This window comes from Modestobacter sp. SSW1-42 (assembly GCF_046635825.1).
GTDB lineage: Bacteria > Actinomycetota > Actinomycetes > Mycobacteriales > Geodermatophilaceae > Modestobacter.
The window spans coordinates 243,738-255,181 of the sequence record NZ_JBISCA010000002.1; the positions used below are offsets into that span (position 1 = coordinate 243,738).

Annotated in this window: 15 protein-coding genes; 7 read left to right on the plus strand and 8 right to left on the minus strand. The window is 76.1% G+C overall.

The window, feature by feature from the left end; all coding sequences use genetic code 11:
- Positions 1-99 precede the first annotated feature (99 nt).
- Positions 100-174 (plus strand): 50S ribosomal protein bL37, encoded by a 75-nt coding sequence (locus ACGBYP_RS06400; RefSeq protein ID WP_014742531.1) that lies wholly within the window; start codon positions 100-102, stop codon positions 172-174.
- A 69-nt stretch (positions 175-243) separates the two neighbouring features.
- Here the strand turns inward: ACGBYP_RS06400 and rsrA are convergent, their stop codons facing one another.
- Both rsrA and ACGBYP_RS06410 read right to left on the minus strand, forming a co-directional pair.
- The gene (rsrA, locus tag ACGBYP_RS06405) at positions 244-585 is read right to left on the minus strand and encodes a mycothiol system anti-sigma-R factor (protein WP_411582437.1); all 342 of its coding nucleotides are present in this window, start codon (positions 583-585) and stop codon (positions 244-246) included.
- Complete coding sequence (locus ACGBYP_RS06410) at positions 585-1,286, minus strand: sigma-70 family RNA polymerase sigma factor (RefSeq protein ID WP_411582438.1); 702 nt, start codon at positions 1,284-1,286, stop codon at positions 585-587. Before ACGBYP_RS06410 ends, rsrA begins: the two co-directional genes overlap by 1 nt.
- 252 nt (positions 1,287-1,538) lie before the next feature.
- On the opposite strand from ACGBYP_RS06410, the gene ybaK reads away from it, so the two are divergent.
- Entirely contained in the window at positions 1,539-1,997 is a 459-nt protein-coding gene (ybaK, locus tag ACGBYP_RS06415) for a Cys-tRNA(Pro) deacylase (RefSeq protein WP_411583675.1), read from the plus strand.
- 45 nt (positions 1,998-2,042) lie between these two features.
- Here the strand turns inward: ybaK and ACGBYP_RS06420 are convergent, their stop codons facing one another.
- On the minus strand, positions 2,043-3,572 hold the full coding sequence (locus tag ACGBYP_RS06420) for a fused MFS/spermidine synthase (RefSeq protein ID WP_411582439.1): 1,530 nt from the start codon (positions 3,570-3,572) through the stop codon (positions 2,043-2,045).
- 1 nt (position 3,573) lies between these two features.
- The gene (locus tag ACGBYP_RS06425; protein WP_411582440.1) at positions 3,574-4,320 is read right to left on the minus strand and encodes an SOS response-associated peptidase; all 747 of its coding nucleotides are present in this window, start codon (positions 4,318-4,320) and stop codon (positions 3,574-3,576) included.
- A gap of 110 nt (positions 4,321-4,430) precedes the next feature.
- On the opposite strand from ACGBYP_RS06425, the gene ACGBYP_RS06430 reads away from it, so the two are divergent.
- Genes ACGBYP_RS06430 through rsgA form a run of 3 tightly spaced genes read left to right on the plus strand, consistent with a single transcriptional unit; the run spans position 4,431 to position 7,191 of the window.
- Positions 4,431-4,886, plus strand: coding sequence for a YdeI/OmpD-associated family protein (locus tag ACGBYP_RS06430; RefSeq protein ID WP_411582441.1), 456 nt, complete (start codon positions 4,431-4,433; stop codon positions 4,884-4,886).
- A gap of 5 nt (positions 4,887-4,891) precedes the next feature.
- A complete protein-coding gene (gene aroA / locus ACGBYP_RS06435; RefSeq protein ID WP_411582442.1) occupies positions 4,892-6,175 on the plus strand; it encodes a 3-phosphoshikimate 1-carboxyvinyltransferase in 1,284 nt (427 codons plus the stop codon).
- On the plus strand, positions 6,172-7,191 hold the full coding sequence (gene rsgA, locus ACGBYP_RS06440) for a ribosome small subunit-dependent GTPase A (RefSeq protein ID WP_411582443.1): 1,020 nt from the start codon (positions 6,172-6,174) through the stop codon (positions 7,189-7,191). Before aroA ends, rsgA begins: the two co-directional genes overlap by 4 nt.
- 75 nt (positions 7,192-7,266) lie before the next feature.
- On the opposite strand, the gene ACGBYP_RS06445 is transcribed toward rsgA, so the two are convergent.
- Positions 7,267-7,803 (minus strand): DUF2087 domain-containing protein, encoded by a 537-nt coding sequence (locus ACGBYP_RS06445; protein WP_411582444.1) that lies wholly within the window; start codon positions 7,801-7,803, stop codon positions 7,267-7,269.
- Between the two features lie 64 nt (positions 7,804-7,867).
- Between ACGBYP_RS06445 and ACGBYP_RS06450 the strand changes: the two genes are divergently transcribed.
- Together ACGBYP_RS06450 and hisN are read left to right on the plus strand one after the other, a co-directional pair.
- Positions 7,868-8,053 (plus strand): DUF2795 domain-containing protein, encoded by a 186-nt coding sequence (locus ACGBYP_RS06450; protein ID WP_411582445.1) that lies wholly within the window; start codon positions 7,868-7,870, stop codon positions 8,051-8,053.
- 50 nt (positions 8,054-8,103) lie between these two features.
- Positions 8,104-8,922: a histidinol-phosphatase gene (gene hisN / locus ACGBYP_RS06455; protein WP_411582446.1), complete on the plus strand. Its 819-nt coding sequence runs from the start codon at positions 8,104-8,106 to the stop codon at positions 8,920-8,922.
- A gap of 9 nt (positions 8,923-8,931) precedes the next feature.
- On the opposite strand, the gene ACGBYP_RS06460 is transcribed toward hisN, so the two are convergent.
- From ACGBYP_RS06460 to ACGBYP_RS06470, 3 genes are all read right to left on the minus strand, one after another.
- Positions 8,932-9,114 (minus strand): hypothetical protein, encoded by a 183-nt coding sequence (locus tag ACGBYP_RS06460; protein ID WP_237495811.1) that lies wholly within the window; start codon positions 9,112-9,114, stop codon positions 8,932-8,934.
- 94 nt (positions 9,115-9,208) lie between these two features.
- Positions 9,209-10,612, minus strand: a complete 1,404-nt coding sequence (locus ACGBYP_RS06465) for an FGGY family carbohydrate kinase (RefSeq protein ID WP_411582447.1) — start codon at positions 10,610-10,612, stop codon at positions 9,209-9,211.
- 43 nt (positions 10,613-10,655) lie between these two features.
- A complete protein-coding gene (locus ACGBYP_RS06470; protein ID WP_411582448.1) occupies positions 10,656-11,360 on the minus strand; it encodes a GAF and ANTAR domain-containing protein in 705 nt (234 codons plus the stop codon).
- Positions 11,361-11,444: the final 84 nt, after the last annotated feature.

Sequence of the window (11,444 nt, forward strand, 5' to 3'; positions counted from 1 at the left end):
CAACCGGGCCGTGTCCGGGGTGCGTCAGCACCCCCCGGCGGCCGTCGATCAGCTCCCGGGCCGCAGGGTCCGGCGGCCACTGAGGAGAGGAGGGCAGCGATGTCCAAGCGTGGACGCAAGCGGCGCGCCCGCAAGAAGAGCGGCGCCAACCACGGCAAGCGCCCCAACGCCTGAACCGGAGAGCCCCCGTGTCCCGCCGCGCGGCGGGGCAAGGGGGCTCTCAGGTCCTCGGCGCCGGGGCCCTCAGGCCGTGGGGCGGTCGACGCTGAACGTCTCGACGCTGGTCTTCTCGACGCGCACCTGGGTGCCGTCCTCCTCGAAGGAGACGGTGGTCAGCTGCACCTTGATCCGGTCGCGCAGGCCCACCGGGGTCGGGTCGCCGCCGCAGCGGCGCCGGACCAGGGCCTTGAACTCCTGCTCGATGCCGAACTGCCGCAGGCACGGCGAGCAGTCCTCGAGGTGCTCGGCGATGACCGCGCGGCGCTCGGGGCCGGTCTCGTTGTCGAGGAACTCGAAGACGTGCGACAGGACGTCGTCGCACGAGGTGATCTCGTCACCGTGCAGCTCGTGAGCGTCGTTGCCCATCAGTGCGTCGCCTCTTCCGCGGCCCCGGCACGGACGAAGCCGCGCTCCCGGGCGTAGTCGGCCAACAGCTTCTGCAGACCGCGACGGCCGCGGTGCAGGCGGGACATCACCGTGCCGATGGGCGTGCCCATGATCTCGGCGATCTCCTTGTAGGCGAACCCCTCGACGTCGGCGAGGTAGACCGCCAGACGGAAGTCCTCCGGCAGCTGCTGGAGCGCTTCCTTGATGTCGGAGTCGGGCAGGTGGTCCAGCGCCTCGATCTCCGCCGACCGCAGCCCGCTGGAGGTGTGCTCCTCCGCGGCGTACAGCTGCCAGTCCTGCACCTGCTCGGTCGGGTACTGCTGCGGCTGCCGCTGCTTCTTGCGGTAGCTGTTGATGTAGGTGTTCGTCAGGATCCGGTACAGCCACGCCTTGAGGTTCGTGCCCTCGGCGAACTGGTGGAAGGCCGAGTAGGCCTTGACGAACGTCTCCTGCACCAGGTCCTCGGCGTCGGAGGGGTTGCGGGTCATCCGCAGCGCCGCCGGGTACAGCTGGTCCAGGTAGGGCAGGGCGTCGCGCTCGAACCGGGCGTCGCGCTGCGCGCGGGTCTCGGCGAGCTCGCTGCGGCTGCCGTCGGCGCGCGCCTCGGGGGTCTGCTCGGGCGTCTGGTCGGTCAGCGCCGCCGTGGTGGCGGGGCTGTCGACCGCGGGCTCCTCAGGCACCGACCGTCCTCTCTGCGGCGCCCGGGAACGGACGACCACGTCGGTCGATCGTAGCCGGGCGGGGCCGGGTCGGCCGGGGGGACGGCGGACGGACGACGACCCGCGCGCTGTACGCGCCGGTGCGCCCGGGACTGTGCTGCTCACGGTCGGTGCAACGGCGCCCGCCCGGGGTCGATTCCCGCCCCCGCCGCTCCCTCGCCGGTGCGCTCCCCCGGGGCCCTAGGCTGCTGCGCCGTGGCGGCGACACCTGCGGTGCGGGCAGCGGAGGGAGCCGGCGTGGCGTGCGTCCTGCACGAGTACGACCCGGCGATGAGTGCGGAGGGGCACGGCTACGGCGCGGTGGCCGCCGCGGCCCTGGGCGTCGACCCGGCGCGGTTGTTCAAGACCCTGGTCACCCGGGTGGACGGCGCGCTCACCGTCGCCGTCGTCCCGGTCAGCGGGTCGCTGGACCTCAAGGCGCTGGCCGCGGCGGCGGGCGGGCGCAAGGCCGCGATGGCCGAGCCCGCCGACGCCGAACGGGCCACCGGCTACGTGCGCGGGGGGATCAGCCCGCTGGGCCAGCGCAAGGCGCTGCCCACCGTGGTCGACGAGAGCGCGCTGGGACTGGGGACCGTGCTGGTCAGCGCCGGCCGCCGTGGCCTGCAGATGGAGCTGGCGCCGGCCGACCTGGTGCGGCTCACCCGGGCCCGCACCGCCCCGATCGCCCGCTGACGGACCCCTGCGCCCCGCACGTCCGCCGCCGGACCTCCTCGAGGTCTAGCCGTACGGGGTGAGCAGCTGGTCGACCGGGGCGAAGTCGTCGGTGAGGACGGCGGCGTCGCCGACGAACGCGGTGAGCTGCTCCCCCGCGGCGACCTGCCAGGCCAGCCCGCGGTCGGCCATCGCCGCGGCGATCGCCTCGGCCGGCAGCGGGCGCCGGGACGCCACGGCGACGACGTTGCCGCCGTCCTCGCCGGCCAGCACCGGGGCGCGGGCCAGCAGCAGCACCTCGGGGAAGACCGACCGCAGGGTCGCGAGCTCGGCCCGCACGAAGTCCAGCGGCGGGTGGTCGATGAGGTTGACCGCGTAGACGCCGTCGTCGGTGAGCGCGTCGTCGACCAGCTGCAGCGCCTCGGTGGTGGTCAGCTGCCACGGGACGGACAGGCCGCCGAAGGCGTCGCCCACCACCAGGTCGCGGGTGCCGGCCGGCTCCGACCCCAGCGCCACCCGGGCGTCACCGACCTGCACCTGCAGCTCGGGCGAGGTGCGCAGCCCCAGCTCCTGCTCGTCGACGTCGACGACGCCGGGGTCGACCTCCAGCACCCGGCCCACCGTGCCCGGCCGCACCTCCACCAGGTACCGCGGCAGGGTCGCGCCCCCGCCGCCGACGTGCAGCGCCGACAGCGGGGCGCCCGCCGGGGCCATGGCGTCGGTGACCGAGGCGATGGCCTGGACGTACTCGAACTCCAGGTACGTCGGGTCGGCCAGGTCGACGTAGGAGTGCCGCAGGGTGTCGAGCACCAGCACCCGGCCGCTGCTGCGCTCGGGATCGGTCTCGACCCGGGCGCAGTGGTAGGAGGTCTCCTGCTCGCACGGGGTCGGGGCGACCGCGGCGAGCACCGGCGCGGCGACGGCGAGCACGAGCAGCCCGGCCGGCAGCCGCGCGGCGACCCCGGGCGTGCGACGGCGCAGCAGCACCGCCAGCGCGAGCCCGACCAGGACGACCAGCAGCCCGGTGCCCACCAGGATCACGCTGCTGGGCAGCACCGCGACCAGCAGGAAGCCGGTGGCGAAGGTGGCCACGATCCCGCCGAGCGTGCCGATGCCCGACAGCCGGCCGACCACCGACCCGGTCTCGGCGAGGCTGCCCAGCTGCAGCGCCACCACCATCGGCGGCACGGCCGACAGCAGCGCGGCCGGCACGACGACCGCCACGGCGGCCAGCAGCAGGACGTTGCCCGCGGCGGCGCCGGTGAGCAGCTCGCCGGCGAAGCGCACCAGCGGCAGGACGGCGACCACCAGCGCACCCCCGGCCACCAGCAGCGGGGCGATCAGCCGGCGCGGGTCGGTGCGGTCGGCGGCCGCACCACCGGCCCAGGCGCCGATCGCGATGGCGGCCAGCGCGAAGCCGATGATCGCCGTGTTGGTCTGCAGGGTGATGCCGACGTAGGGCGCGATGAGCCGGAGCCCGACCACCTCGAGCACCAGCACCGCTCCCGAGGCCAGGAAGGTGACGCCGGCGGCGATCCAGTCGGGCAGTGCGCGGGAGACGGCGGCCGGCGGCCCGGGCGGGGTCGTCGTCGCCACGTCAGAAGAGGGCCGGCTGGTCGGCCGGCTCGCTGACCTGCTCCTGGCGGGCGGTGAGCTGGGGACCGTTGTTGGCCACGTTGCCCACGGCCGCGCCGACCGGCCGGATCTCCAGCCGCTCGACGTACTCCGGCGGGGTGGGTGCCGCCACCTGCGTGACGTCCTCCTGCGCCGGGTCCAGCCACGGCGCCCAGCGGTCGGGCGGCAGCACCAGGGGCATGCGCGGGTGGACCTCGGCCAGCGCGCCGACGGCGGGCGCGGTGACCACCGTGCACGTGTAGAGCCGGTCGTCGCCGCGGCCCCAGACCTCCCACAGGCCGGCGAAGGCCAGGCCCGTGCCGTCCTCCGGCGTGACGAAGTACGGCTGCTTGCCGGGGGCGTCGTGCCGGGGCGCCCACTCGTACCAGCCGTCGGCCGGGACCAGGCAGCGGCGGGTGGCCGCGGCGGTGCGGAAGGCGGGCTTCTCGGTCAGCGACTCGACCCGGGCGTTGAGCATCCGGTTGCCGATCGAGACGTCCTTGGCCCAGGAGGGCACCAGCCCCCAGCGCACGACCCGCAGCTCGCGGTGCGCGCCGCCGGTGAGCGCGCCCTCGGCGTCCCGCTCCCTCTTCTGCCGCACGACGTACACGTCCTTGGTGGGCGCCACGTTGTGGTCGGCCGGCAGCGGCGTCTGCCCCTCGGCGACGACGGCCTCGAACTCGACCACCAGGTCCTCCGGACGGCGGCTGGCGGCGTACCGACCACACATGACGGCTCCTCCCCGGGCCGCCCCGGCGCAGGCGGCCCGGCTCCGAGCGTAGGGGCGACCACCGACGGGAGCGGCCCGGACGGCCCGGGGAGCTGCCATCCTGTCCGGCCATGAGGTTCTCCAGCACCGTCGAGCTGGGCGGGAAGACCGCCACCGGCATGGCCGTCCCGCCCGAGGTCGTCGAGGCACTCGGCGCCGGGAGGCGGCCCCCGGTCACCGTCACCGTCGGGGGGCACACCTACCGCAGCACGATCGCCGCGATGGGCGGGCGGTACCTGCTGCCGCTGAGCGCGCAGAACCGGGCGGCGGCGGGGCTGGCGGCCGGTGACGCCGTCGAGGTCGACGTCGAGCTGGACGACGCCCCGCGTGCGGTCGAGGTGCCCGCCGACCTGGCCGCGGCCCTGGACGCCGAGCCGGGCGCCCGGGCCCGCTTCGACGAGCTGTCCCCCAGCGCCCGGCGCCGGCACGTGCTGGCGGTCGAGGGGGCGAAGGCCGAGGCGACCCGGCAGCGGCGGGTCGCCGCCGTGGTCGACGCGTTCCGGGCCGGGGCGGACAGGGCAGGATGAGGCCCATGGTCGAGGTCTGGGCACCCCCGTCGCGCCGCACCCCGGTGGACGCGGTGGTCACCCTGCCCGGCTCCAAGTCGCTCACCGCCCGCGCCCTGGTCCTGGCCGCGATCGCTGCCGGCCCGAGCCGCCTGGTGCGCCCGCTGCGGGCCCGCGACACCGACCTGATGGCCGCCGCCCTCCGCGCCCTCGGCGTCCAGGTCACCGAGGACGGCGCCGACTGGCTGGTCACCCCCGGCGAGCTGCGCGGGCCGGCGGAGGTCGACGCCGGGCTGGCCGGCACCGTGCTGCGCTTCCTGCCTCCGGTCGCCGCGCTGGCCACCGGGCCCGTCCGGCTCGACGGCGACCCCCGGCTGCGCGACCGCCCCAACGCCGGGCTGATCACCGGCCTGCGCGACCTCGGCGTGCGCATCGACGACGAGGGCCGCGGGCGGGCGCCGTTCACCGTGCACGGCACCGGGTCGGTGCGCGGCGGTGCGGTCACCGTCGACGCGAGCGAGTCCAGCCAGGTCGTCTCCGGCCTGCTGCTGGCCGCGGCCCGCTTCGACGAGGGCGTCGCGCTCACCGTGGCCGGCAGCCTGCCCTCGCTCCCGCACGTGGAGATGACCGTGCGCACGCTGGCCGAGCACGGGGTCCAGGTCACGGCCACCGACGGCGGCTGGCGGGTGGCCCCCGGGCCGATCGCCCCGCTGGACCGGGTCGTCGAGCCCGACCTGTCCAACGCCGCCCCGTTCCTCGCCGCTGCGCTGGTCACCGGCGGCCGGGTCACCGTGCGCGACTGGCCCACCGACACCACCCAGCCCGGCGCGCAGCTGGACCGGCTGCTCACCGCGATGGGCGCCGACGTCGTCCGCACCGACGCCGGGCTCCAGGTCACCGGGGGCGACCGGATCGCCCCGCTGGACGCCGACCTCGGCGAGGTCGGTGAGCTGACCCCGGTACTGGCCGCGCTGTGCGCCCTGGCCGACGGCCCGTCCCGGCTGACCGGCATCGCGCACCTGCGCGGCCACGAGACCGACCGGCTGCAGGCCCTCGACGAGGTGCTGACCGCGGTGGGCGCCTCGGTCGAGCAGCTGCCCGACGGGCTGGTCGTCACCCCGGGCCCGCGCCGGGCGGCCCGGCTGGACTCCTACGCCGACCACCGGATGGTGCACGCCGCCGCGCTGCTCGCGCTGGCGGTCGACGGCATCGAGGTCACCGACCCCGGGGCGGTGGCCAAGACGCTGCCCGACTTCACCGACCGCTGGGCCGCCCTGGTCGGGGCGGGCCTGCCCGGGGTCGTGTCGTGAGCGGGCGGCGGATGGACAGCCGCTCCGACGAGGACGACGTCCGCGTCCGGGCGTCCCGGCACGGTTCGCGCCCACGCACCCGCACCCGGCCGGCGCACGAGGAGGCGGTGCCCGGGCTGGTGGTCGCCGTCGACCGCGGCCGGATGACCGTGCGGGTGCAGGGCCCCGACGGCGCCCCGGTCGAGGTGACGGCGATGCGCGCCCGCGAGCTGGGCAAGCACGGCGTGGTCGTCGGTGACCGGGTGCGGCTGGTGGGCGACACCTCCGGGCGCACCGACAGCCTGGCCCGGATCGTCACCATCGCCGACCGGGTCACCTCGCTGCGCCGCACCGCCGACGACACCGACCCCACCGAGCGCATCGTGGTCGCCAACGCCGACCAGCTCGTGGTCGTCACCTCGATCGCCGACCCCGAGCCCGCGCTGGGGTTCCTCGACCGGTGCCTGGTCGCCGCCTACGCCGGCGGGCTCGAGCCGCTGCTGGTGCTCACCAAGAACGACCTCGCCAGCGCCCAGCCGCTGCTGGACCGCTACGCCGGCCTGGACGTCGACGCGGTGCCGATGTCGCCCGAGGCGCCGCTGGACGACCTGGTCGCCCGGCTCCGCGACCGGACCAGCGTGCTGGTCGGGCAGTCCGGCGTGGGCAAGTCGACGCTGTTCAACCGGCTGGTGCCCGGCGCGTTCCGGGCCACCGGTGACGTGAGCAAGATCGGCAAGGGCCGGCACACGTCGTCCTCGGCGGTACTGCTCGACCTGCCCGGCGGCGGCACCCTCATCGACACCCCCGGCATCCGGTCCTTCGGGCTGGCGCACGTCACGGCCCGCGACGTCCTCGCCGCCTTCGACGACCTCGCCGAGGCCGCGGTCGACTGCCCGCCGCTGTGCGGGCACACCGCCGAGGACCCCGGCTGCGCGCTCGACCCGTGGGCCGCCGCCGGGCCGCCCGCCCGGCAGGAGCGCCTGGCCAGCTTCCGCCGCCTCCTCGCCGCCGTCGGTCAGCTCGGCCCCGGCCACTAGCGGCCGAAGGCCGCTCGGCCCCGTTGCGGGACCCGCGACGAGCTCGCGAGTCGTGGCGGGCAACGGGGTCCTCCCTCAGACCTCCACGTAGCCACCGCTGCGCCAGTAGAGGCCGGCGTCGCGGCTGAGCAGGCCCTCGTCGACCAGGTACCGGCGCAGCGCGGCCACGTCGGGGTGCCAGGCCGCGAGCAGCGCGTTGACCTCCCGCTCGGGGTACCGGACGCCGGGCTCGAAGACGTGCACGAGGTGCTCGAGCACGACCAGCCGCTTGGCGCGCTGCGCCGGGATCGACACCAGCCGGCCGTCGCGGAGGAAGGCGCGCAGCACGGCGTCCTGGCCGGGGTCCCCCGACAGCGGCTCCGGTGCCGGCGCGCTGGCCGCGGCGGCGCGGGCGGCCGCAGCGAACCGCTCGGTGTGCAGCGCCAGCGCGTGCCCGTCGCGGTCGACCAGCCCCGCGCGGGCCAGCCGGCGGGCGGCGAGTGCGACGTCCTTCAACGACAGGTCCGCGGCCCGGGCGACGTCCTCGATCGTGGCCGCGCCCAGCGCGAGGGCGGCCACCACCTTCAGCCGCACCGGATCGGCCAGCAGCCCGACGATCGTCCCGGCCTCCATGCCCCGACGGTATCCGGGCCCGGGGCGGGGACTCGGCAGGCCCGCGGCGGGGTAGGGCCGGGGCATGGTGAGCCCGATCGACATCCAGAAGGCCCTGTCCGGCATCGAGTACCCCGCCAAGCGGGACGACGTGGTGCAGCACGCCCGGTCCCAGGGCGGTGGCGACGACGTCATCGAGGCCCTCCAGGGCATCGACGACCAGGAGTACGACACCCCCGCGGCCGTCAGCAAGGCCGTCTTCAAGGACTGAACCAGCTCGTCGGGCGGGGTCGTCGCGCCCCGCCCGATAGGTTCGCTGCCATGACGGCTGGCGCGCGGGGCTACAACGAGGACATGCGCCTGGCGCACGTGCTGGCCGACCAGGCCGACGCGATCAGCCTGGACAGGTTCCGGGCCCAGGACCTGCAGGTCGACACCAAGCCCGACCTCACCCCGGTCACCGACGCCGACCACCGGGTCGAGGAGCAGCTGCGCACCACGCTGTCCCGCGCGCGCACCCGCGACGCCGTGCTCGGTGAGGAGTTCGGCAGCACGGGGCGCGGCGACCGCCGCTGGGTCATCGACCCGATCGACGGCACGAAGAACTTCGTCCGCGGCGTCCCGGTGTGGGCCACGCTGATCAGCCTGCTGGAGGGCGACGTCCCGGTGGTCGGGCTGGTCTCGGCCCCCGCGCTCAACCGGCGCTGGTGGGCGGCGGCGGGCACCGGCGCCTGGACCGGCCGCCGGCTGGAGAACGCGACGCGGTGCACCGTGTCGGCGGTGGGCGACCTCGCCGACGCGAGCCTGTCCTACTCGTCGCTGTCCGGGTGGGAGGAGCGTGGCCTGCTCGACCCGTTCCTCGACCTGACCCGTCAGGTGTGGCGCACCCGCGCCTACGGCGACTTCTGGAGCTACATGATGGTCGCCGAGGGCGCCGTCGACGTGGCCTGCGAGCCCGAGGTCTCGCTGTGGGACCTCGCCGCGCTCGACGTCATCGTGCGCGAGGCGGGCGGCGCCTTCACCGACCTCGGCGGCGCGCCCGGCCCGGCCGGTGGCAGCGCGGTGGCCAGCAACGGCGTCCTGCACCCCGACGTGCTGACGGCGCTCGCCCCCCGCGAGGGGCGAGCGCCGTCGGTGTAGCGCGACCGGTCAGCGGACCGGGCCGGACCCGTTCCCGCGGCCGCCCTGGATGCGCCGGCGCACGTCCTCGATCTTGGCCCGGTTCTTGGGGTCCTTGGCGAACGTCTGGGCCTTGTCCGTCGCCTGACGGATGACCTGCTTGCCCTTCGGGCTGTTCGCGAACTGGATGACCTTGTTCAACAGCGACGCCACGACGCGTCCACCCCCTCTGCTCCGGCGAGCCCCGTACGGGCTCCGCTCGTCGATGTCAACGGTGACAGCCGCGGAGTCGTTCCGCTCGGTGAGCTCAGGTCGCCGCGGCCCACCGCTCCCGGACGGCGACCGCCGCGGCCGGCTGCCGTGGCTCGACCACCGGGTCCACGACCCGCTGCGGCACCAGCTCCCGCCCCACCCCGCGGGCGGCGAGCACCGCGGCCCCCGCGGCCGAGGCGCTGCGCACCTGCACGTGCTGCACCGGCCGGCCCAGGACGTCGGCCAGCAGCTGCTGCACCGCGGGCTCACGGGCCCCGCCGCCGGTGAGCACGACCAGCTCGCCGTCCACCGGGGCCAGCAGGTCGAGGGCGACCGCGACCGCGCAGGCCACGCCCTCCAGCGCCGCCCGGGCCAGGTCGGCGCGGGTGGTGTCGGCCGAGAGCCCCGTCCAGCTCCCCCGCGCCCCCGGGCCGGCCACCCCGCCGCGCTCGCCGGTGAGGAACGGGACGAACGAGACGCCGCCGGCCCCCAGCGGGGACGCCGTCAGGCTGCCGGCCAGCCCGGCCCAGTCGAGCCCGAGCACACCACGCACCCAGTCCCACGCGGTGCCGGCGTTCTGCAGCGCGGCCATGGCGTACCAGCCGTCCCCGGCGTCGGCGAAGCAGTGGACGACGGGGTCGGCGGCCGGGGCGGGGTGCACCCCCGGCCGCAGCAGCTGCGCACCGGACCCGAGGTTCACCTGGACCCCGGTGCCGGTACCGGCGGCCAAGAGCGCCAGCGGGGTGTCCGCGCCGCCCACCACGACCGGGGTGTCGCCGCCGAGCAGGCCCGTGGTGCCCACGACCTCGTGCCCCGGCCGGACCGCGGGCAGCAGGCCCGGGTCGATGCCGGCGGCCGCGGTCGCGGCGGCCGACCAGCGGTCACCGGGGACGTCCCACAGCAGCGTGGCCGAGGCGTCGCTGCGGTCGGTCACCGCCGGGTCGGCACCGGGCACCAGAGCGGCACGCACGGCGTCCTTGGGCAGCAGCACCGTGGCCGCAGCGGCGAGCAGCCCGGGCTCGTGCGCGGTGAGCCAGGCCAGCAGCGGCCCGGTCATGCCGGCCGCCAGCGGGTTGGCCAGCGCGGCCCGGTCGCCGGCGGGCAGCTCCCGCCACCGCCGCAGCTCGGCGGCCGCCCGCTGGTCGGGCCACAGCAGCGCCGGCGCCAGCGCCGCCCCGGTCGTGTCGGCCAGGACGGCGCCGTGCATCTGGCCCGACAGCCCGAGCGCGCCGACCGGCCGGCCCGCGAGCCGGCGGCCCAGCTCGGCAGCGGCGTCGTCCAGGGCGCGCAGCCAGACCGCGACGTCGGTCTGCGCCCAGCCCGGACGAGGACGGTCGACGCCGTAGGCCGCCTCGCTCTCGGCGACCACGGCTCCGGCGTCGTCCAGGGCCGCGAGCTTGAGCCCGCTGGTGCCGAGGTCGGCGCCCACGACGACGGGGTCGGACGGGCGGGACGTCATCCGCTGATCCTGCACCCGGCGGGCGCCGCGCGAGGTCCGGCGCTCAGGCGCCGTTGAGCACGCCGGTGGTGGTCAGCTCCTCGGCGACGTCACGCAGCTTGACGTTGTTGCGTTGCGAGGCGTGGGTGAGCAGCGTGAACGCCTGCTCGGCGGTGATCTTGTAGCGCTCCATCAGGATGCCCTTGGCCTGCTCGATGACCCCGCGGGAGGCCATCGCCCGGCGCATGTTGAGCACGTCGTCGCTGGCCCGCGCGGCGGCCTCGGCGTTGCCCACCGCGATCGCGACGAACGCCGCCACCTCCTCGCCGAGGGCGATGTCGGCCTCGCCGAAGGCCCGCGGCCGGACGGCGTAGTTGTTCAGCGCACCGATCGTCGCCCCCTGGAAGGGCAGCGGTACCGACAGCGAGCTGCCGACGCCCCGCTCGGCGGCGTGCACCGCGTAGTCGGGCCAGCGCTGCTCGGCAGCCATGTCCTCGACGACGAAGATCTCCCCGGCGCGGCCGGCGTCCAGGCAGGGGCCGTAGCCGCGCTCGTACTGCAGCTCGTCGGCGTCGAGGGCGATCTGCCCGTCGAACGCGGCGGTGTAGGCGCGGTCGTCCCGGATCAGCGTGATCGAGGTGGCGTCGGCGCCGGGCATGACGCTGCGGGAGATGCGGACGATCTCGGTGAGCACGTCGGGCAGCTCACGTCCGACGAGGACGACACCAGCGAGGCGCTCGTGCAGCGCCCCCAGGGCAGCGGCGGACATGGCAGTACGTCACTCCTCAGACCACGGCGGATGCGCCGTGATTTCGACGTCCCGCGTGCCCGATCGAGTTCCGGGCACCGACGA

Excerpts from the sequence above, each read along its gene's own strand:
- ACGBYP_RS06465 (WP_411582447.1), bottom strand. The coding sequence starts at position 10,612 with ATGACGTCCCGCCCGTCCGACCCCGTCGTCGTGGGCGCCGACCTCGGC.
- ACGBYP_RS06430 (WP_411582441.1), top strand. The coding sequence starts at position 4,431 with ATGAGGTTCTCCAGCACCGTCGAGCTGGGCGGGAAGACCGCCACCGGC.
- aroA (WP_411582442.1), top strand. The coding sequence starts at position 4,892 with ATGGTCGAGGTCTGGGCACCCCCGTCGCGCCGCACCCCGGTGGACGCG.
- ACGBYP_RS06425 (WP_411582440.1), bottom strand. The coding sequence starts at position 4,320 with ATGTGTGGTCGGTACGCCGCCAGCCGCCGTCCGGAGGACCTGGTGGTC.
- rsrA (WP_411582437.1), bottom strand. The coding sequence starts at position 585 with ATGGGCAACGACGCTCACGAGCTGCACGGTGACGAGATCACCTCGTGC.
- ACGBYP_RS06450 (WP_411582445.1), top strand. The coding sequence starts at position 7,868 with ATGGTGAGCCCGATCGACATCCAGAAGGCCCTGTCCGGCATCGAGTAC.
- ACGBYP_RS06445 (WP_411582444.1), bottom strand. The coding sequence starts at position 7,803 with ATGGAGGCCGGGACGATCGTCGGGCTGCTGGCCGATCCGGTGCGGCTG.
- hisN (WP_411582446.1), top strand. The coding sequence starts at position 8,104 with ATGACGGCTGGCGCGCGGGGCTACAACGAGGACATGCGCCTGGCGCAC.
- ACGBYP_RS06470 (WP_411582448.1), bottom strand. The coding sequence starts at position 11,360 with ATGTCCGCCGCTGCCCTGGGGGCGCTGCACGAGCGCCTCGCTGGTGTC.